The sequence below is a fragment of the Sorangium sp. So ce362 genome, assembly GCF_051519845.1.
In the GTDB taxonomy this organism is placed as follows: Bacteria; Myxococcota_A; Polyangia; order Polyangiales; family Polyangiaceae; genus Sorangium.
Window position 1 is genome coordinate 7,653,874 of sequence record NZ_CP150332.1, and the last position, 18,599, is coordinate 7,672,472.

Annotated in this window: 16 protein-coding genes; 11 read left to right on the top strand and 5 right to left on the bottom strand. The window is 70.1% G+C overall.

What is annotated here, in order from left to right; all coding sequences use genetic code 11:
* Nucleotides 1-95: 95 nt before the first annotated feature.
* The 7 genes from WMF17_RS29175 to WMF17_RS29205 all read left to right on the top strand — a co-directional run bounded on the left by WMF17_RS29175 (nt 96) and on the right by WMF17_RS29205 (nt 10,571).
* A complete protein-coding gene (locus WMF17_RS29175; RefSeq protein ID WP_437644294.1) occupies nt 96-3,023 on the top strand; it encodes a 2-oxoglutarate dehydrogenase E1 component in 2,928 nt (975 codons plus the stop codon).
* On the top strand, nt 3,020-3,484 hold the full coding sequence (locus WMF17_RS29180; RefSeq protein WP_437644295.1) for a PaaI family thioesterase: 465 nt from the start codon (nt 3,020-3,022) through the stop codon (nt 3,482-3,484). The genes WMF17_RS29175 and WMF17_RS29180 overlap by 4 nt, the downstream gene beginning before the upstream one ends.
* A gap of 242 nt (nt 3,485-3,726) precedes the next feature.
* Complete coding sequence (locus WMF17_RS29185) at nt 3,727-4,443, top strand: hypothetical protein (RefSeq protein ID WP_437644296.1); 717 nt, start codon at nt 3,727-3,729, stop codon at nt 4,441-4,443.
* A gap of 435 nt (nt 4,444-4,878) precedes the next feature.
* Nucleotides 4,879-5,253, top strand: a complete 375-nt coding sequence (locus WMF17_RS29190; protein ID WP_437596448.1) for a response regulator — start codon at nt 4,879-4,881, stop codon at nt 5,251-5,253.
* Nucleotides 5,250-6,296, top strand: a complete 1,047-nt coding sequence (locus WMF17_RS29195) for a response regulator transcription factor (RefSeq protein ID WP_437596449.1) — start codon at nt 5,250-5,252, stop codon at nt 6,294-6,296. Before WMF17_RS29190 ends, WMF17_RS29195 begins: the two co-directional genes overlap by 4 nt.
* A gap of 101 nt (nt 6,297-6,397) precedes the next feature.
* Entirely contained in the window at nt 6,398-10,048 is a 3,651-nt protein-coding gene (locus tag WMF17_RS29200) for a hybrid sensor histidine kinase/response regulator (protein WP_437644297.1), read from the top strand.
* 163 nt (nt 10,049-10,211) lie between these two features.
* The gene (locus WMF17_RS29205; RefSeq protein ID WP_437596451.1) at nt 10,212-10,571 is read left to right on the top strand and encodes an S-adenosylmethionine decarboxylase family protein; all 360 of its coding nucleotides are present in this window, start codon (nt 10,212-10,214) and stop codon (nt 10,569-10,571) included.
* Between the two features lie 53 nt (nt 10,572-10,624).
* On the opposite strand, the gene WMF17_RS29210 is transcribed toward WMF17_RS29205, so the two are convergent.
* The gene (locus WMF17_RS29210) at nt 10,625-12,049 is read right to left on the bottom strand and encodes a peptide MFS transporter (RefSeq protein ID WP_437596452.1); all 1,425 of its coding nucleotides are present in this window, start codon (nt 12,047-12,049) and stop codon (nt 10,625-10,627) included.
* Nucleotides 12,050-12,555: 506 nt separating this feature from the next.
* On the opposite strand from WMF17_RS29210, the gene WMF17_RS29215 reads away from it, so the two are divergent.
* Together WMF17_RS29215 and WMF17_RS29220 are read left to right on the top strand one after the other, a co-directional pair.
* Nucleotides 12,556-13,644 carry a hypothetical protein gene (locus tag WMF17_RS29215; RefSeq protein ID WP_437644298.1) on the top strand — a complete coding sequence of 363 codons (1,089 nt, stop codon included), beginning with the start codon at nt 12,556-12,558 and terminating at the stop codon, nt 13,642-13,644.
* Between the two features lie 301 nt (nt 13,645-13,945).
* Nucleotides 13,946-15,034: a proteinase inhibitor gene (locus WMF17_RS29220; protein WP_437644299.1), complete on the top strand. Its 1,089-nt coding sequence runs from the start codon at nt 13,946-13,948 to the stop codon at nt 15,032-15,034.
* Here the strand turns inward: WMF17_RS29220 and WMF17_RS29225 are convergent.
* Genes WMF17_RS29225 through WMF17_RS29235 form a run of 3 tightly spaced genes read right to left on the bottom strand, consistent with a single transcriptional unit; the run spans nt 15,003 to nt 16,146 of the window.
* Nucleotides 15,003-15,386, bottom strand: a complete 384-nt coding sequence (locus tag WMF17_RS29225) for a hypothetical protein (RefSeq protein WP_437644300.1) — start codon at nt 15,384-15,386, stop codon at nt 15,003-15,005. The two genes, WMF17_RS29220 and WMF17_RS29225, sit on opposite strands and share 32 nt — an antisense overlap.
* Entirely contained in the window at nt 15,379-15,972 is a 594-nt protein-coding gene (locus tag WMF17_RS29230; RefSeq protein WP_437596455.1) for an RNA polymerase sigma factor, read from the bottom strand. Before WMF17_RS29230 ends, WMF17_RS29225 begins: the two co-directional genes overlap by 8 nt.
* 36 nt (nt 15,973-16,008) lie before the next feature.
* Nucleotides 16,009-16,146, bottom strand: a complete 138-nt coding sequence (locus WMF17_RS29235; protein WP_437644301.1) for a hypothetical protein — start codon at nt 16,144-16,146, stop codon at nt 16,009-16,011.
* Nucleotides 16,147-16,227: 81 nt separating this feature from the next.
* On the opposite strand from WMF17_RS29235, the gene WMF17_RS29240 reads away from it, so the two are divergent.
* Nucleotides 16,228-17,301 (top strand): endo-1,4-beta-xylanase, encoded by a 1,074-nt coding sequence (locus tag WMF17_RS29240; protein ID WP_437644302.1) that lies wholly within the window; start codon nt 16,228-16,230, stop codon nt 17,299-17,301.
* Between the two features lie 118 nt (nt 17,302-17,419).
* Here WMF17_RS29240 and WMF17_RS29245 read toward each other — a convergent pair whose 3' ends face one another.
* On the bottom strand, nt 17,420-17,998 hold the full coding sequence (locus WMF17_RS29245; protein ID WP_437596457.1) for an HdeD family acid-resistance protein: 579 nt from the start codon (nt 17,996-17,998) through the stop codon (nt 17,420-17,422).
* A gap of 41 nt (nt 17,999-18,039) precedes the next feature.
* On the opposite strand from WMF17_RS29245, the gene WMF17_RS29250 reads away from it, so the two are divergent.
* Nucleotides 18,040-18,528 (top strand): hypothetical protein, encoded by a 489-nt coding sequence (locus WMF17_RS29250; RefSeq protein WP_437596458.1) that lies wholly within the window; start codon nt 18,040-18,042, stop codon nt 18,526-18,528.
* Nucleotides 18,529-18,599 lie beyond the last annotated feature (71 nt).

Genomic DNA, 18,599 nt, shown 5'->3' on the forward strand with positions numbered 1-18,599 from the left:
CCTTGTCCGGACGATGATCCGCCCCATGAGCCGGAGTCATCGGAAAACGACTCTAGCGTGCCGACCCGACCCGCGTTATTTGCACCACGAACACGATGCAGCTTGATTTCGGAATCAATGCAGGGCTCGTCGAGGAGCTCTATGCTCAGTACCTCGAGAACCCCGAGTCGGTAGACCCTGGCTGGCGCTCGTTCTTCGAGAGCAAGAACGGCGGAGCGGCGCCCATCAGGCTGCCCGCTCCCGCCGCGCTGCCGGCCATCCAGCCTCACGTGCTGCGGCCGTCGACGGCGCCCGGGAACGGGCACGGCAAGACGAACGGCGAGGCCGCGAAGACGCTGGAGGCCGCGTTCGCGCAGACGCTCAGCGAGCACCCGACCTCGCTCGAGACGCCGCGCGATCTGAAGGTGCTCGCGGAGGCCGCGCTCAAGGCGCGCGTGTACGCCCTCGTGAACGCCTACCGCGTGCGCGGCCACCTCTTCGCGCACGTCGACCCGCTCGGCCTGCCGCCCGCCACGCCGCCCGAGCTCGACCTCACGAACTTCGGGCTCCGCGTCGAGGACCTCGACCTGGCGTTCCCGACGACCGACCTCGCCGGCGTGCCGCCCGTCCTCACGCTGCGCGAGATCATCCGCCGGCTCGAGGAGACGTACTGCCGCTCGATCGGCGTCGAGTTCACGTTCATCGAGGAGCCCGAGGCGCGCCAGTGGCTCCAGCAGCAGATGGAGTCGACGCGCAACCGCCTCACGCTCGACCGCCAGAAGCAGCTCCGGATCCTGACGAAGCTCTCCGACGCCGAGATCTTCGAGCAGTTCATCCACAAGTCCTACGAGGCGGGGACGAAGCGCTTCTCGCTGGAGGGCGCCGAGAGCCTCATCCCGCTGCTCGACCTCATCATCGAGCGCGCGGGGTCGCACGAGGTCGACGAGATCGTGGTCGGCATGGCGCACCGCGGCCGGCTCAACGTCCTCGCGAACATCATGGACAAGAGCCTGCGCGAGATCTTCGCGGCCTTCGAGGACAAGGAAGCGGAGCGCCACCTCGGCAGCGGCGACGTCAAGTACCACCTCGGCTACTCGACCGACCGGACGCTCGAGAACGGGCGCAACGTCCACCTCACGCTCACGTTCAACCCGAGCCACCTCGAGTTCGTGAACCCCGTCGTGCAGGGGCGCGTCCGCGCGAAGCAGGACCGGCGGCTCGCCGACGGCGCCCCCGACGCGCGCCGCCGCGTGATGCCGCTGCTCATCCACGGCGACGCGGCGTTCATCGGCCAGGGCGTCGTCGCCGAGACGCTCAACATGATGAACCTCCCCGGCTACACGACCGCCGGCACGGTCCACGTCATCGTGAACAACCAGGTCGGCTTCACGACCGATCCGATGGAGGGGCGCTCGACCCGCTACGCGTCGGACATCACCCGGATGCTCAAGGTCCCGGTGTTCCACGTGAACGGCGAGGACCCCGAGGCGGTCGCGCACGTCGCGCAGCTCGCGATCGACTACCGCGCGCGCTTCGGCTCGGACGTGGTCATCGACATGTACTGCTACCGGCGGTACGGCCACAACGAGGGCGACGAGCCGCGCTACACGCAGCCGCGGATGTACGCCGCGATCGACAAGAAGCCGACCGTGCGGCAGGTCTACGTCCGGCGCCTCATGGAGCTCGGGCAGGTCACCGAGGAGAAGGCCGAGGAGATCGTCGTGCGGCGCCGCGAGGCGCTCGCCGCCGCGCTCGACGAGGTGAAGCAGAAGGGCTTCGCGCCGGTGCTCTACTCGATGGGCGGCGTGTGGTCGCACTACCGCGGCGGCGCCGATCACGCGACGCCGGACGTGCCGACGAACGTGCCGGCCGAGAAGCTCATCGCGCTGTCGGAGCGGCTCCTCGAGCTGCCCCAGGGCTTCAAGGCGCACCCGAAGGTGCTGCCGACGCTCAAGCTGCGGCACGAGCGGCTCGTCGCCGGCGAGCCGTTCGACTGGGGCACGGGCGAGATGCTCGCCTACGCGACGCTGCTCGCCGAGAAGACGCCGGTGCGGCTCTCCGGGCAGGACGCGCAGCGCGGCACCTTCAGCCACCGGCACGCGGTGCTGCGCGACGTGGAGACGAGCGCGCGCTACGCGCCGCTGTCGCACGTGGCCGAGGCGCCGGGCCGCTTCGAGGCGTTCAACAGCCCGCTCAGCGAGGCGGGGGTGCTCGGCTTCGACTTCGGCTACAGCCTCGACTACCCGGACGGGCTCGTCATCTGGGAGGCGCAGTTCGGCGATTTCCTCAACGGCGCGCAGGTCATCGTCGACCAGTTCCTCACGTCGAGCGAGGACAAGTGGCACCGCCTGAGCGGCATCGTGCTCTACCTGCCGCACGGCTACGAGGGCCAGGGGCCGGAGCACTCGAGCGCGCGCATCGAGCGCTGCCTGCAGAACAGCGCCGAGGACAACATCCAGGTGTGCAACCTGACAACGCCGGCGCAGCTGTTCCACGTGCTGCGGCGGCAGGTGCACCGGCCGTGGCGCAAGCCGCTCATCATCGCGACGCCGAAGAGCCTGCTGCGCGTCCCGGCGACGTCGAAGGGCCCGCACCGGCCGGTGTCGACGATCAAGGACCTCGCCGAGGGCAAGTTCCACCGCGTGCTGCCCGACACGAGCGGGGTCGATCCCGCCGACGTGAAGCGGGTCCTGCTCTGCTCGGGCAAGGTGTACTACGACCTCGCGCTCGCGCGGGAGGCGCGCGGGCTCAAGGACGTGGCGATCCTGCGGCTGGAGCAGCTGTTCCCGCTCAACGAGGAGATCGTGAACGCGCTCGCGCCCTACAAGGACGGCACGCCGCTCGTGTGGGTGCAGGAGGAGCCGCGCAACTACGGGGCCTGGTACTACATCCTCGCGGTGCTCCGGCAGCGCATCGGCGACCGGCTGCCGCTCTCGTGCGTGAGCCGCTCGCCGAGCGCGAGCCCGGCGACCGGCTCGCGCGCGAGCCACCTCCTCGAGCAGAAGATGCTGATGGACGAGGCGTTCGTCGGGGGCAGGAGTTGAGCGAAGCGGCGAGCCTGCAGGACAGGTACGCGCCGCAGAGCCGCTGCTTCGGGTGCGGGCCTGCGAACGACAAGGGGCTCCGGCTGAAGAGCCGCGTCGAGGGCGACGCGGTGGTCTGCGACTTCACGCCGGAGCCGCACCACGAGGCGTTCCCCGGGATGCTCAACGGCGGCATCATCGGCGCGCTGCTCGACTGTCACTCGAACTGGACCGCGGCCCACCACCTCATGCAGGCGCGGGGGGCCGACGCGCCGCCGTGCACGGTGACGGCGGACTTCCACGTGAAGCTGAGGAAGCCGACGCCGCTCGGCCCGCTGCGCCTGCGAGCGCAGGTGGCGGAGGCGGAGGGCGACCGCGTCGTGATCGAGGCGACCCTGGAGGCGAGGGGCCGGGTCACGGCGACGTGCCGCGGGACATTCGTGGCCGTCAAGGAAGGGCACCCGGCCTACCACCGCTGGTAGGCCTGCGGGCCGCGCCGGGCGGCGTCGTGCGGTGAGCGGCGGGCGGCCTCTCGCGCCGCCGCGCCGCCCGTCCGTGACCGAGAAGGCGGTGCTCGCCGCCCCGTGGCACACGCGATGCTCGCGCCCCGGCGAGCGGCGCCCCCGGCGGGTCGCGCGGCGCAGGTCGCGCAGCGCGGATCGTGGAGCGCGGATCGCAGATCGGCTCCGCCGCCTCGTGGCGCCGCGAACGAGGAGGATCCGCAATGAAGGCAAACACGGGGTTCGTGGTCGCCGCGGGCGCGCTCGGCGTGCTCTGCGCGCGCGCCGCCTCGGCGCAGGATTTCGGGGGCGACGTCCCGCCGAGCTACCTGAGCTCGCCGCTCAGGGCGCCGAGCAACGCGCTCGAGCTCGGGGTCGGCGCCGGGTACACGCAGGGGTTCGGCCGCATCGGGAGCGAGCGGCGCCTTCGCGACGTGTCGGGCCCCGGCGCCGGCGTGGCCGTGAAGCTCGGCTACCGCGCGACGCCGAAGCTCGGCCTCGGCCTGACGTCGAGCTACGAGCAGTACATGGCCATGGGCCCGGAGCGGCGCGAGACCGACGTCCGCGGCATGACGGCGGGCGTGGAGGCGAGGTTTCACCTCGCGCCGTTCGAGCGCATCGATCCGGTGATCTCGCTGGGCAGCGGCTACCGGGCCCTCTGGACCGCGACGCCGGGCCGGCAGCGCGACACGCTCACCCACGGCTTCGAGCTCGCGCGCCTCGGCGCGGTGATCGACGTCCGCATGTCGGACAGCGTCGCGCTCGGCCCATCGATCGGCGGCGGGCTCGACGTGTTCCTCCTGGAGCGCACCGGGGGCGCCAGCGCCGCCCGCGAGGTCCGGGGCAGCCGCGTGAACAGCTTCGTGTTCGCGGGGCTCGAGGGGCGCTTCGATATCGGCGGCCACCGCGCGCGCGAGATCGTCGAGATCGCGCGGCGCTGAGCGCCCGGGGACCGGCTCGCTCCGGCAGCGTACGTCCTGAATCGACTCCTCCCACCTGCGACAGGCCATCTCGCGGCCGCGCCGCTCTCCCCGTCACCGCTCGACACGTGCTGGACACAACGCAGCTCCCCCGCCGGGGAGAGGCGCCGACCGAGGACACCCGCTCTCGGAGAAGCACCTTCGTGACGGAGCAAACACCGATTTCTATGGACCCTCAAAAACCGATACCGTAACGTACGAGACATCGACTCGACGAAGGCGGCGCAGACGGGGGACACGACCGCTCGGGAGCTCTTGAAGGCGGAATAGCCGCCTGCCGACGCGGCGCTCGCGGGCAGCGCGGGGCGCCGCCTCCTGGCGCGCGTCGGCGTGACGGCGGCCGCGTTCGTCATCGGGCGGGGCGCTGCGAGATCTTGCTTTCAAGGGGGCCACCTCATGACCACCATTCTCCTCGTCGAAGACAACGAGATGAACCGTGACATGTTATCGCGACGCCTGCTTCGCCGTGGATACGCCGTGGTGACCGCCGTGGACGGCGAGTCGGGGGTGGAGCTGGCGCGGGCCAAGCAGCCGCAGCTGATCCTCATGGACGTCGGCTTGCCCAGCATCGACGGCCTCGAGGCCACCCGTCGCCTCAAGGGAGACACGCGCACCAGGGACATTCCCATCATCGTCCTCACCGCCCACGCGATGACCAGCGACAGAGAGCAGGCCATCGAGGCGGGAGGCGACGACTACGACATCAAGCCCGTCGAGATCGAGCGCCTCGACGCGAAGATCCAGACGCTGCTCGGCCGGGAGTCGCCGTGAAGCGCCCGGCCGATCCCCTCGCCGGGCGCAGCGCCGCGACGAGCGACAGGCCTGGCCGACAGGAGCTCTGGAGATCGCTCGTCGCGCACCTCCGCCACGAGCTCCACACGTCGCTCACCGCGATCGTGGGCTACGGCGACCACCTCCTGGAGTGCCTGCCCCTCGACGCGCCGACGAGCACGTTCGACGCGCTCAACGGGCTCCGGGGCATCGGGGCCTTCGTGCTCACCCAGGTCGACGAGCGCATCTCGGAGGAAGCCCTCGGCAGCCGCGACGCGCAGGCGCTGCTCTGCAGCCTGCGTGAGCTCAACGCCGCCACCGAGCCGCACACGAGCAAGATCGAGCCTCTCTGCGCGGAGCTGCTCTCCCGGTTCGAGCGCGAGGAGCGGTCCGCGTTGATCCCCATCCTCTGCAGGATCCAGGCGGCGGGGGTGATGCTGCGCAACCTCATCGCGGGGTACTCGCAGAGCGCCCTCCCGAAGGCCCCGTGGCTCGGGCTGCCGCTCGGCCAGGACGAGCCTGCCCCTCCTGCGCCGCTCCCCCAGGCCAGGGCCGGGGGCATCGGAGGGCGCCTGCTCATCGTGGACGACAACTCCGTGAACCGCGACATGCTGACCTCGTGCCTCGAGCGGCGGGGGTACGAGGTGGACCAGGCGCCCGGGGGGCGCACGGCGCTGCAGCTCATCCGCGAGAACGACTATGACTTGATCCTGCTCGATCTCGTCATGCCGGATCTGAACGGCCTCGAGGTCCTGGAGAAGCTGAGGGGCGAGGGGCGCCTCGGCTTCGCGCCGGTGGTCCTGCTCTCCGCGTCCGACAAGCTCGGCGACGTGGCGCGCGGCATCGAGTGCGGCGCCGAGGACTACGTGACAAAGCCGTTCAACATGGTCCTGCTCCACGCGCGCATCCGCGCCTGTCTCGAGCTCAAGCGGCTCAGGCAGTGCGAGGAGGCCTATGTCACGCTGCTCCGCGAGCACCGGGCGCGCGCGGAGGAGGCGCAGCGCGCGGCGCGCGGCGCCGCGGACGAGCCGGGCGGGGGCTGAGCGAGGGGGACCGCTCCGGCCGGGGCGCGTCGCGGGGCGAGGGTCCGTGAACACCAGGGCGCCTGGCCGCGGCGTGCCGCGGCGGCGCGGAGCGGCAGGCCATGCAGGTCATCCACAGCATCGTCAGGGAGAGGCGCGAGTACAACAGCTGGGTCGCCAACGAGACCATGGAGGACTACTCCCTCCGCTACGCGCCGAGGTCGTTCCGGAAGTGGTCCCCGGCGCTCCTCGCCAACACGGCGCTCGGCGGCATCTCGTTCCTGGCGCTGGAGGCCATCGGCGGCTCGCTGATCGTCAGTTACGGATTCACGAACTCGCTCTGGGCGATCCTTGTCTGCAGCGCCGTCATCTTCCTCACGGGCCTGCCGATCACCTATTACTCGGCGACCTACAACCTCGACATGGACCTCCTGACGCGAGGCGCCGGGTTCGGTTACATCGGCTCGACGATCACGTCGGTCATCTACGCGTCGTTCACGTTCATCTTCTTCGCCCTCGAGGCCGCCATCATGGCGCAGGCCCTCGAGCTCTACTTCGGGCTGCCGCTCGTGCCCGGGTACCTCGTGTGCTCGGCGGTGATCATCCCGCTCGTGCTCTACGGCGTGACCCTGATCAACAAATTCCAGCTCTGGACCCAGCCGCTGTGGCTCGTGCTCATGGCGCTGCCGTTCGTCTTCGTGCTCCAGAAGGACCCGGAGGCGCTGTCCGGCTGGACGAGCTTCGCCGGCAGGTCGCCGAGCGGCAACGCGTTCGACCCGCTCCTCTTCGGCCTCGCGGCCAACGTGAGCTTCTCCCTCATCGTGCAGATCGGCGAGCAGGTCGACTACCTGCGGTTCATGCCGGACAGGACGAGATCCAACCGCCGCCTGTGGTGGATCGCGCTGATCCTCGCGGGCCCGGGGTGGATCCTCCTCGGCGGCGCCAAGCAGCTGGCCGGCGCCTTCCTCGCGTCGCTCGCGGTGAGGCAGGGCTCCAGCGTGGACGCGGCGCTCCGGCCGGTGGTGATGTACCTGGCCGGCTACGAGCACGTCTTCTCGAACCGGAGCGTGGTCCTCCTCGTGGCGATGGCGTTCGTCGTCGTCTCGCAGCTCAAGATCAACGTGACCAACGCCTACGCCGGGTCGCTCGCGTGGTCCAACTTCTTCTCGCGGCTCACGCACCGCCACCCCGGCCGCGTCGTGTGGCTCGTGTTCAACGTCGCGATCGCGCTCCTCCTCATGATGTTCGGGGTCTTTCAGACCCTCGAGAAGGTGCTCGCGATCTACTCCAGCGTCGCGATCGCGTGGATCGGCGCGATCGTGGCCGACCTCGTCGTCAACAAGCCCCTCGGGCTGAGCCCGCGGTACATCGAGTTCAAGCGGGCGCACCTCTACGACGTGAACCCGGTCGGGGTCGGCGCGATGGGCGTGGGCGCCGCGGCGTCCATGCTCTGCTTCGCCGGGGTGTTCGGCCCCGCCGCCGCGGCGTACTCCTCGTTCATCGCGCTCGGCCTCGCGTTCGCGCTGTCCCCCGCCATCGCCTGGCTCACCAAGGGCAAGTATTACATCGCCCGCCACAACGCTCATTTCTCGAACGACAAGGACCATGGCGTCGCGCAGTGCTGCGTCTGCGAGCACGGCTACGAGCCGCAGGACATGGCGTACTGCCCCGTGTACGAGGGGGCGATCTGCTCGCTCTGCTGCACGCTGGACGCGCGCTGCCACGACGTCTGCAAGACGCCGCGGGCCGGGGTCGACGCGCGCCGGGCGACGGCGCTCCGCGCCTTCGTGGCGGAGCGGCTGTCGGCGCGGCTCTCGTCGCGGCTCCTGCGCTTCGCGCTCGTGTTCCTCGCCATGGCCGGCGTCGTCGGGGCGCTCTTCTGGCTGTTCTACTGGAGCGCTGCCCTGACCCCCGAGGCGCGGCCGGAGGTCCTCGCCGCGTTCATCAAGCTCTATTCGGCGGTGGTGGTCCTCATCGGCGTGGGCGCCTGGTGGCTCGTCCTCTCCTGGGAGAGCCGGGAGCTCGTCGAGGAGGAGCTGGATCGGCAGAACGAGCAGCTGCAGCAGGAGATCGCCCTGCACAAGGAGACGGAGCGGGCGCTGTCCCAGGCGATGGAGAGGGCCGAGGTCGTGAACCTGCAGCTCTCCGAGGCCAAGACGCACGCCGAGGCCATGGCGAGGGCGGCCGAGCGCGCGAACCTGGCCAAGAGCCAGTTCGTCGCCAACATGAGCCACGAGCTGCGGACGCCGCTCAACGCGATCCTGGGCTACAGCGAGATGCTCCAGGAGGACGCGACCGACCTCGGCAACCAGGCGTTCGTGTCGGACCTGGGGAAGATCCATCAGGCCGGCGCCCACCTCCTCGGCCTCATCAACGACGTCCTCGACATGTCGAAGATCGAGGCGAGCAGGATGGAGCTCCACCCCGAGTCCTTCGACGTCCAGGCCCTGCTCGACGAGGTGACCTCGACCGTGCGCCCGCTGGTCGCGCAGCACCGGAACACGCTCTCGATCCACCGCCCCGACAGCGCGATCACCCTGCACGCCGACCCGCGGAGGACGCGGCAGATCCTCTACAACCTCCTCAGCAACGCGGCGAAGTTCACCGCCGACGGCGCCGTGCGGGTGCGGGTGGCGCTCGAGGGCGGGCCCGGCCGGCCGACGCTGCACCTGCAGATCGAGGATGAGGGCATCGGGATGACGGAGGAGCAGCTGAAGCGGCTGTTCCAGCCGTTCGTCCAGGCCGACTCGTCGACGTCGCGCAGGTACGGCGGCACCGGGCTGGGCCTCATGCTCACGAAGCGGCTCGTCGAGCTCATGGGCGGCGCCATCGACGTGACGAGCGAGCCCGGCAAAGGCTCCACGTTCAGCGTGCGGCTGCCGCTCGCGGCGGCGCCCGACGAGGCCGCAGCGCGGAACGGCGCGGCGGACGGCCACGGCCGAGCCGGCGCCGAGGCGTGGACACCGGGTCACGGGGACGCGCAGCGGCTCGTCCTCGTGGTGGATGACGACGCCACGGTGCGCGACCTGCTCAAGCGGCACATCGAGGCGCTCGGCCACCACGTGGCGCTCGCGCCGGGCGGAAAGGAGGGGCTGCGCCTCGCCGGCACGCTGTTTCCCGATGTGATCACGCTCGATCTCCTGATGCCCGAGATGGACGGCTGGCGGGTGCTCTCGGCGCTCAAGTCGACCCCGGCGCTCGCGTCGATCCCGGTGATCGTCATCTCGATCGTCGAGGAGCGGGGCATCGGGTATTCGCTCGGCGCCGCGGACTACATCACGAAGCCGGTCGAGCGCGAGGCCCTGGAGCGCGCCCTCGCGCGCTGCGCGCTCCGGAGCGGGCGCAGCCCGCGCGTCCTGGTGGTCGAGGACGACGCGCCGAGCCGGGAGCTGCTCGAGGGGATGCTGCGCCGGTCGGGCTGCGACGCGCTGTCGGCGGCGAACGGGCGGCTCGCGCTCGATCTCCTGGCCACCGACACGGAGGCTCCGGACGCGGCCATCGTCGATCTGATGATGCCGGAGATGGACGGGTTCGAGCTGATCGAGCGGCTGCGCCTCCACGAGCACTGGCGCCGGATGCCGCTCATCGTGCTCACCGCCAAGGAGCTCACGGACGAGGATCGCGCGCGGCTCCGGATGGGCACGGAGAGGGTGTTCCAGAAGGGCCAGCTCGGCCTCCAGGAGCTGCTGGAGGAGGTCCGTGTCTGCGTCGAGGCCGCGGCGCGGGCCGGCACCTCCCGGGCGCCAGCGCCGGCCGGAGCGCCCGCGGCGTGAGCTCGCCGGCGCGCCCCGCGCGGCGCCGGCGCGCCGACCCGCTCCTGCTCGCGGCGAGGCGCGCCCCCGCGGCTCGGGCCGCTCCGATTCCGGTCCCGCGCCGCCCGGCCTCGGCTATCCTGCCCAGCCAGCGCGGCGCCGCCGCTGCGCGCCCTGCCCACCGATGCGGTTGTACGTCGCCCTCGCTCACTTCGAAGGCTGTCCCTTCGACTTCCTGAACAGCCCGACCGCGCTCCGCGGGGCGCTGGAGGCGGCCGTGGCCGCCGGGCCGTTCACCCTGCTCGAGGTGGTGGTCGTCCCGTTCTCGCCGCAGGGCATCACCGCGTGCGCGGTCGTCAGCGAGTCGCACGTGGCGCTGCACTCCTGGCCCGAGTCGGGGCGGCTCTTCGTCGACGTCGCCTCGTGCAGCACGCTGGAGAGCGTCCGCCGCGCCGTGGCCGCCATCGGGAGCGCGCTGCCCGAGGGGCGGCTCGCGGTGCTCGACGAGCGGATCGTCGAGCCCGGCGGGGCCCGGGCGCCCTGACGCGGGCGGCGCCCCCCGCCTCGGGGGCGCCGCCGCGCCGGGAGCTGCCCGGTTCACTGATTGCCGATGACCCGGCGGAGCGGCTTGTTGAACGCGAACATCGCGGCGCCGGCGCCGATGCCGAGGACGGTGAGCATCAGGAAGAACATGTCCTTCGACCAGCGCTCGTAGAAGATGCCGAGGAAGCCGCTCAGCGTGTTGCCGAAGAAGCTCGAGACGAACCACATGCCCATCATCATCGAGACGATGCGCACCGGCGAGACCTTGGTCACGAGCGACAGGCCGATGGGCGACAGGTAGAGCTCGCCGATCGTGAGGAGCAGCGTGCAGAAGAGCGGCCAGAACAGGCTGCCCTTGCCGTCGCCGACGGCCTGCGCGCCGAGGATCATCACGATGAACGACACCCCGAGGAGGGTGCAGCCGATCGCCATCTTGGACACGCTCGTCGGCTCCGTGCCCCGCCTCGCCTGCCAGCGCCAGAAGATGTCGAGGAGCGGGGCGAGCAGGATGATGCAGAGCGGATTCCACGACTGGAACCACGTCGAGGGGAGCTGGAAGCCGAGGACGCTGGGCCATATCGTCTTCTCGTCGGCCCAGCTCTGCATCGTGTTGCCCTGCTGCTCGTAGACCGCCCAGAAGACGATGTTGAGGGCGCAGAGCGCCACGAGCGCGCCGACGCGCTTCCACTCGTCGCTCGTGAGCGGCTGCTTCTCCTCGCCGGTGCCCTCCGCCGCCTTCATCAGGTTGTCCTTGGCGAGGTACTTCTGCCCCATCAGGTAGACGACGAGCCCAAGGCACATCCCGACGCCCGCGGCGGCGAAGCCGTAGTGCCAGCCGTAGATGGCGGCCAGCGTGCCGCACGCCAGGTTGCTGATGAAGGCGCCGAGGTTGATGCCCATGTAGAAGATGGTGAAGGCGCCGTCGCGGCGCGGATCACCCTTCGGGTACAGGCTGCCGACCTGCGTCGAGATGTTGGGCTTGAACGCGCCATTACCGAGGATGAGCAGGAGCAGCGCGAGGAAGAACGAGTTCTCCAGCGCCATGACGAAGTGTCCGACGGCCATCAGGACACCGCCGATCACCACCGTCTTGCGCTGGCCCCACACCCGGTCGGCGAGGATGCCGCCGAAGAACGGGGTGAGGTAGACGAGGCCCGTGTACAGCCCGTAGAGCACGGACGCCTGCTCGCCGGGCGCGCTCGGGAGCAGGCCCCGGATGAACTCCCAGCCGAACACCGAGGCCGGATCGCCATGGACGAGCTCGCACGGCGGCGCGTGCTGTCGGCACCCCTGGTACGCCTCGCGCGCCGTGACGAACAGGTAGTTCGCCATATACAGCTTGAGGAGGCCGCGCATGCCGTAATAGGAAAAACGCTCCCACATCTCCGCGAAGAAGAGGATCACGAGCCCCGGCGGGTGCTTGAAGCGCCTCTCGAAAGCGGTGACGGGGAGGGCGGGCTCGATTGCTTGCTCGCTCAATGCTGTCTCTCCACGAGCCGGGACCACGCTGCGTGGTCGTCGGGTGATGCAGGGGATCGTGGGGCGTGATGCCCCTCGCAGGCGGATGCTAGACGATCCGCGACGCCCACGTCACGCCCTTGTTGCGCACAGCGTCGAGCCGGGTGAGCAGGGTGTTCACGTGGGCGACCCCGCCGCGCCGTGGCGACGACCCGGCGTTCCAGACCGGCGGGATGTGCTGGGGTCGCCCTACCCCGGCAGCGCAGCCGCCGCGCTGGCGGAGAGGCCGCCGCGCCGGCGCCCCCCGGCGGGACGGCGGTCGCGGCGACTGGGCAGCATCGGCCCGGGCTGTCCTCGGTTGTGCCGGGAGCGCCACGGAGGCCGCGGGATCCGCCCTGGCCGCGTGCTGGCCTTGTCTTCCGGCAGGGGAGATCGCCAGTCGAGGCTTCCGGTGAGGCGCCGCCGGTCGCAGGTGATTCGTGATGCGAACTCCCCAGCTCCGCTCCGTCCCGAGGGACAGAGCACGTTTGAAGAGTCTCCTCTGGATTCCGCTCCTCCCTGCCTGCGCCGGGCTCGAGCCCTCGCCGCCCGCGGCGTGCGCTCCCGGCGAGGAGCTCTTTCGCGGGCGGTGCGTCCACCCTGCTGCCCGCTACGAGCCTGAAGCGCGCATCGACCGGGACAACGTCGTCGCCTTCGGCGAGCCGCCCACCCGGCTCACGCTGCCGGAGCCGCCGCGCAGCGGCTTCAGGATCATCGCGCCGCCGCGGCCCCTCGCGCCCGGCGAGGAGGCGACCTTCTGCCTCTCATGGCCCTTCCCTGCCCTCGTGAACGAGACCGTCCACGCGGCGCGCGTTTACACGACGGCCGGGCTGCACCACAGCAACGTCATCGCCAAGCCGGTCGATCCATCGCTCGGGCCGAACCCGTACCCGGACTGCCATCCTGGCGCCGACGACCCCTTTGGCGCGCTGCCGGCGGTCATCCCCGACGTCCTCTTCGCGAGCTCCACCCAGGTCGTCGGCGACGAGACGCTCGTCTTCCCGGAGGGGATGGGCTTCACCCTCGACTCGTCCCGCGAGATCGCGACGAGCGTCCACCTGCTCAACACGTCGGCCGAGCCCGCGGTCGTCGAGCTCGCTTACGACTTCTTCACCATGCCTCTCTCGGAGCGCACGGAGGAGCTCGTGCCGTTCGTCATGAACGTGAACGACTTCCTCGTCCCGCCGCGCGCCACCCGGACCGTCGGCGCCGCGTGCTCGACGTTCGGCGGGAACATCGTCTCCCTCATGCCCCACACGCACCGTTACGCCGAGGCCTTCGACGTGGATGTCGTCCGCGAGGACGGCGGCGAGGCGCGCGTCTACGCGGGCGGGGGGTTCGACCTGGAGGGCGACATCGAGGTCTACCGGCCCGCGATCGCGCTCGAGGAGGGCGACTCCCTCCGGTACGCGTGCAGGTTCCGGAACACGTCGGACCACGATCTCACCTTCGGCCTCGGCGACAACGAGATGTGCACGCTGTTCGGGTACATGTACCCTCCCGAGAAGCAGCTCGCGGCGTTCTCGGTGCGCGACGGAGAGCCCTGTCTCTCGTTCGGCATCGGCGCGTTCCGGTGAGGGGCTGTCGTCGCCGGCGGGCCGCTGCGCCTCCGAGGAGGGTCTGTCGAGCGTCGGGGGTGGAGAGCTCACGCCGGCCGGCCCGTCACCTCGGACCGCCGTGGCTGCCGAGCTTGCCAGCCCCCCGAGCCGCGCCTTCACCCACATAGATGTGACCTGGCACACTTTTTCCATCACAAAACATTGTACAACGATTGCACAATCATGAACAAACAGTATACATCGGGACGCTCGCCGCGCATAACAGTAAGCTAAATCACAATACCCTTTCGTTCGAAGGCCACGTTCAGGAGATTCGACCGTGAAGCAAGAGCTCCTCCATTCACCGCACGTGATGCTGGGCGCAGCGCTCCTCGTCTCGGCCTTCGGAGGGCTGGGGGCCTGTCGAGAGACCGAGGGGGAGCCCGGCGGCGGCGCCGGCGGCGTGGGCACGGGCGGCGCCGTCTTCCAGTGGCCCGAGCAGGCCTGCGTCGACCCGATGGCCGGCGAGCCGGCCGGGCAGAGCGACGGCAAGGTCTGCACGTTCGGCGCGATCTCGGGCTGCACCGAGCCCGGCCGCCTGTTCACCGACTACGCGTCGTGCGAGCCGGTCTTCACGCAGCGCCCGTACTGGCCCGCTCCTCCCTCGGAGTACAGGACCCCGAGCGATGATCCACGCCTCTCCGACCCGCAATGGCTCGGCGAGCTCGCCTGGGTCACGGAGCAGACCGAGGCGTGCGGGTGCGTGTGCTGTCACTCGGAGGACGCCGCGCCGGCCGCGGGGCCGTCGAACTGGTACATCGAGGCCGGGCCGGTCTGGACCGACAGCTTCTATCCGGCGGGCCTCGCGCTGGTCGCCGGCTGGGTCTCCTCGGATGCGCTCGGCGCGTATCCGGCGGACCAGAACAACGGCTTCTCCCGCGACGTCGCCGGCCTGCCCACCACCGACCCGGCGCGGATGGTCGCGTTCTTCGAGGGCGAGCTCCGGCGCCGCGGATTCACGAAGGAGGATTTCGCGGACCAGACCCCGTTCGGCGGGCCTCTCTACCAGCAGAGCCTTTACGCGCCGAGCGCGTGCGCGGCGGGGGAAGGCGTGGACGCCGCAGGCAAGATCACCTGGACCGGCGGCGACGCCCGCTACGTCTATGTCTTGTCGGCGGACGCCGAGAACCCGGGCGCCCCGCCCAACCTCGACCTGCCCGAAGGGACGATCTGGCGGCTCGACGTGCCCTCGAGCGGCGAGCCTGTGAAGAGCGGTATCACCTACGGCGAGGTTCCACCGGATACGAAGCAGGGCTATCCCGCCGACGGGAGCCCCGAGGAGCTCGTCCCGGGCACGAGATACTACCTGTACGTGTGGGCGGACGTCGCCATCCCGATCACGCGGTGCCTGTTCGAGGTTTCACCCTGAAGCCAGCCTGCTCGACCGGTGGCTGTGGCGCCGAACCTGTCGCGGGCGCCACCAGGCCTCGGAGGAATATTCTGTGGGTCAGATTCCTCGTCATGCCGTATTCGATCCTCAGCTTCCAGCGACCCGCAGACCGAAGGAATCGGCTTGTGTAAGATCGGCGCCCCGCGCCCGCCACGACGCCGCCGACGCCCACGGCCGCGCCCCCCGTGCTCGCCGCGGCCGCGACGACGCCGAGCGCGATGAGCGTGCGCCGGGTCAGGCCGCTCGGCGGGCTCTCGTCGAGCGCCGCGCGGAGGAGCGTCGTTTGCAGCGCTCTCTCCTTCTGGTCCAGGAGGCGCTCAGGATCACTCATGGCACTCACCTCGCAAATGGCCCCGCGCCTCGAGCCGCCTCACGGCGGCCTGGAAGTGCTCCCGCGCGCGGCGGAGGCGAGAGGCGACCGTGCCCGGTGGGAGCTCGAGCATCGCGGCGATGGCCGCCATCGTCATCTGCTCCAGCTCGAACAGCACGAAGATCGCGCGCAGCTCGAGCGGCATGCTCTCGAGGATGGCGTCGAGCGCCTCGCGGGCGCGAGCACGATCCATCATCTCCTCGGGATCCGGCGCCGGATCCACGCGCTCGTGGGGCTCCTCCAGGAGGACCTCCCGTCGCCGCTGCTGCGTCCTCCGCGCGTGCCAGGCGATCCGCTGCGCCGTGCTGAACAGGAACGCGGACTCACGGCCGGTCTCGATGGCCGAGAGCTTCCGGGTCGCCACGAGGAAGACCTGCTGCACCGCGTCTTCCGCGTCGGCGCGCGGCACGCCGAGCCGCACCAGCGAGCGCCACACGAACTCCGAGTGCTCCGCCACGAGCGCGGCGATTCGCCCCGCCGCCCCCCGGCCCTCGGTCAGAACGGCGGCGGGGAGATCCATCAGGGTCAGCGCTTCACCACGGCTCACACCTCGTGCAATCTCCGGATCGCGACCGCCTGATCATCAAAAAGAGAGGCCTGCGCCGACATGGAGCGCCCACGTGACCGCGGACACCCCGTGGATGAGCAGGGCGGGCTCCTCGAACACGAACGAGCGCCGCAGCAGCGGAAATTGCGGTCCATCGTGCGCGTCGGCGCGCACGCGGGCACCGTGCGAGTACAGGTTTACTGTACCTGGCTGGCGCGTGCGCTGGCTGCACGAGCCGCTCGGCTGAAACGAGGAATGCCGCACTCGCCTGGCGACCTTGGCGACCCCAGGAACCTAGCGGAGAAGTACGCGAGCTACTTCCCGATCGGAGCAGCGGTGGATTCGCAGTCGTACATGACGCACGCCGCGCTGCTGAAGACGCACTTCAACAGCGTCACCGCCGAGAACGAGATGAAGTTCGAGTCGCTGCAGAGGACCGAGGGCAGCTTCTCCTACGACGCGGCGGATCGCATCGTGAATTTCGCGGTCGCGAGCGGGATGAAGATCCGCGGACACGCCCTGGTCTGGCACAGCCAGAACCCCGCTTGGCTGTTCTCGAACGGCTCTGGCGGCACCGTCTCGAAGCAGACCTTGCTGGCACGCATGAACAGCCACATCAGCAACGTGATGCGTCACTTCCGGGGCAAGGTCTACGCGTGGGACGTCGTGAACGAGGCCATGATGGAGGACGGCACGTACCGCACGGGCAACCTGGCGGAGGGCCAGAAGAGCCGCTGGCACGAGATCATCGGCGAGAGCTATATCGCGGAGGCCTTCAAGGCCGCGCACGCAGCCGACCCGGACGCCAAGCTGTTCTACAACGACTTCTACAACTACATCCCCGCCAAGCAGCAGGGCATCTACAACATGCTCAAAGGCTTGCTCGCTCAGGGCGTGCCAGTCCACGGCGTGGGGCTGCAAGCTCACTTCAACGTCGAGCCCTCCACGGTGACCACGAACCAGGCATATTACCAGCACGTGGCCAACCTGGAAGAGGCGATCAAGCTCTATTCGTCGCTCGGCCTGGAGGTGCAGGTCACGGAGCTCGACATCTCGTTGTACATCCCCGGCATGACGTACAACCAGAGCACGTTCTACACGGCCGCGACCTTCACCGACGACCTGAAGGCCAAGCAAGCCGCGCGCTATCGGGAGTTCTTCGAGCTGTTCCGGGAGTACAGGACCGTGATCACGGGCGTCACCTTCTGGGGCATAGCGGACGACAACACCTGGCTGTCCGAGTTCAGCTCGGGGCGCAAGGACTTCCCCCTGCTCTTCGACGTCAACCACGACCCGAAGCCGGCCTACGACGCCGTGGTGGGCTTCTGAGCGGTCACGAAGGCGATACGAGCTGACCTGGCGCGACCGGGGGGGGGCGTTCGATCTGGAGGGCGACATCGAGATCTATCGGCCGGTGAGCGCGCTCGATGAGGGGGATCCCTCCCCCTCAGGTCCCGTGGATCGGACCGGCGCCCTGGCGCAACCTGGCGACGCCGATCCCGCGAAGCCGGATCCCCAGCGCGATCAGGAACACGCCGAACACGAGCGCATACGCCCCGATCCACACGATCATCACGAGCGCGCCAGCGCCGGGCGACGCGAACATGAACACCCCGAGCGCGATGGAGAGCACCCCCGCGAGGCCGAGCAGCCACTCGCCCTCGATGTGATCGCGGAGCCGGATGGCCACGCCGATCTCGAGCGCGCCCCGGAGGATTGCCCACGCGCCGATCCAGAAGACGAGCGCGACGGCGGTGATACCCGGCAAGAGCAGCGCGATGAGCCCGATGCCGACGCCCACGATCCCCTCGAGGAGCAGCACCCACCAGCGCCGCCGCTCGTCACCGCCTCGGACAGCGCCGGCGATGCTCGTCACGCCCTCCGCGACGGCATAGACGCCGAAGACCAGGATGAGCGCCTTCAGGCTGATCCGCGGCACGGCGAGCGTGAACGCGCCGAAGAGCACCGCGAACACGCCGCGGAGGACGGGCGCCCACCAGTTTCGAACAACGAAGTCGGTCATCATCGCATTCTCCAAGAAGGCGCGCCCTCGGGGCGACGTGCATCATGCGACGCACCATCGCGAAGGCGCTGAGCCTGCCGCCCGCCGCCGTAGCGACCTATCTGCTCGTCCGCTCGCTGCCGCTGCATTCCGGTGCATTCACCGCCGGCCCCCTGAAATGCCGGCTGTCCGGTCGCCCGGCTGCTCTGCTTGCCTTGCTGCGACCTGGAGACCGGCACGCCCTGGTCCGCCTGCTGGCGCTGCTGTTCCGCCATGGGAACCTCCTCTCCCCTGAGCGATCAGCAAGCGCAGTGCCGCGCCACCAGCGTGAAGCAACGCGCTGCACGGCGAGCGGGCGCGACGCTTCGCGCTGTGCAAGGCCACGCCGCGCGCGGCGCGACGTCGCAGAAAGCCCACAAGAGCCCGCCTCGCGGGGAGAGCGCGCCCGGGAGAGCCTCGAGGAATCGGCCATCGCCACTGCGCGACTGCCTCACGATCTCCACGAAGCGCTCGAGGCTGTACGGCTCCTCGGCCGGAGCAGCGGCTCGTGCTGAGCGGGCAACTCTCGCGCGGGGGCCGCCCTCATCAGCAAGCGCACGAGCCATGGCCTGCGGCGGATCCATGT

Coding starts and splice junctions, on each gene's coding strand:
- WMF17_RS29175 (WP_437644294.1), top strand. CDS start 96: ATGCAGCTTGATTTCGGAATCAATGCAGGGCTCGTCGAGGAGCTCTAT.
- WMF17_RS29185 (WP_437644296.1), top strand. CDS start 3,727: ATGAAGGCAAACACGGGGTTCGTGGTCGCCGCGGGCGCGCTCGGCGTG.
- WMF17_RS29190 (WP_437596448.1), top strand. CDS start 4,879: ATGACCACCATTCTCCTCGTCGAAGACAACGAGATGAACCGTGACATG.
- WMF17_RS29200 (WP_437644297.1), top strand. CDS start 6,398: ATGCAGGTCATCCACAGCATCGTCAGGGAGAGGCGCGAGTACAACAGC.
- WMF17_RS29205 (WP_437596451.1), top strand. CDS start 10,212: ATGCGGTTGTACGTCGCCCTCGCTCACTTCGAAGGCTGTCCCTTCGAC.
- WMF17_RS29225 (WP_437644300.1), bottom strand. CDS start 15,386: ATGAGTGATCCTGAGCGCCTCCTGGACCAGAAGGAGAGAGCGCTGCAA.
- WMF17_RS29240 (WP_437644302.1), top strand. CDS start 16,228: ATGCCGCACTCGCCTGGCGACCTTGGCGACCCCAGGAACCTAGCGGAG.
- WMF17_RS29245 (WP_437596457.1), bottom strand. CDS start 17,998: ATGATGACCGACTTCGTTGTTCGAAACTGGTGGGCGCCCGTCCTCCGC.
- WMF17_RS29250 (WP_437596458.1), top strand. CDS start 18,040: ATGCGACGCACCATCGCGAAGGCGCTGAGCCTGCCGCCCGCCGCCGTA.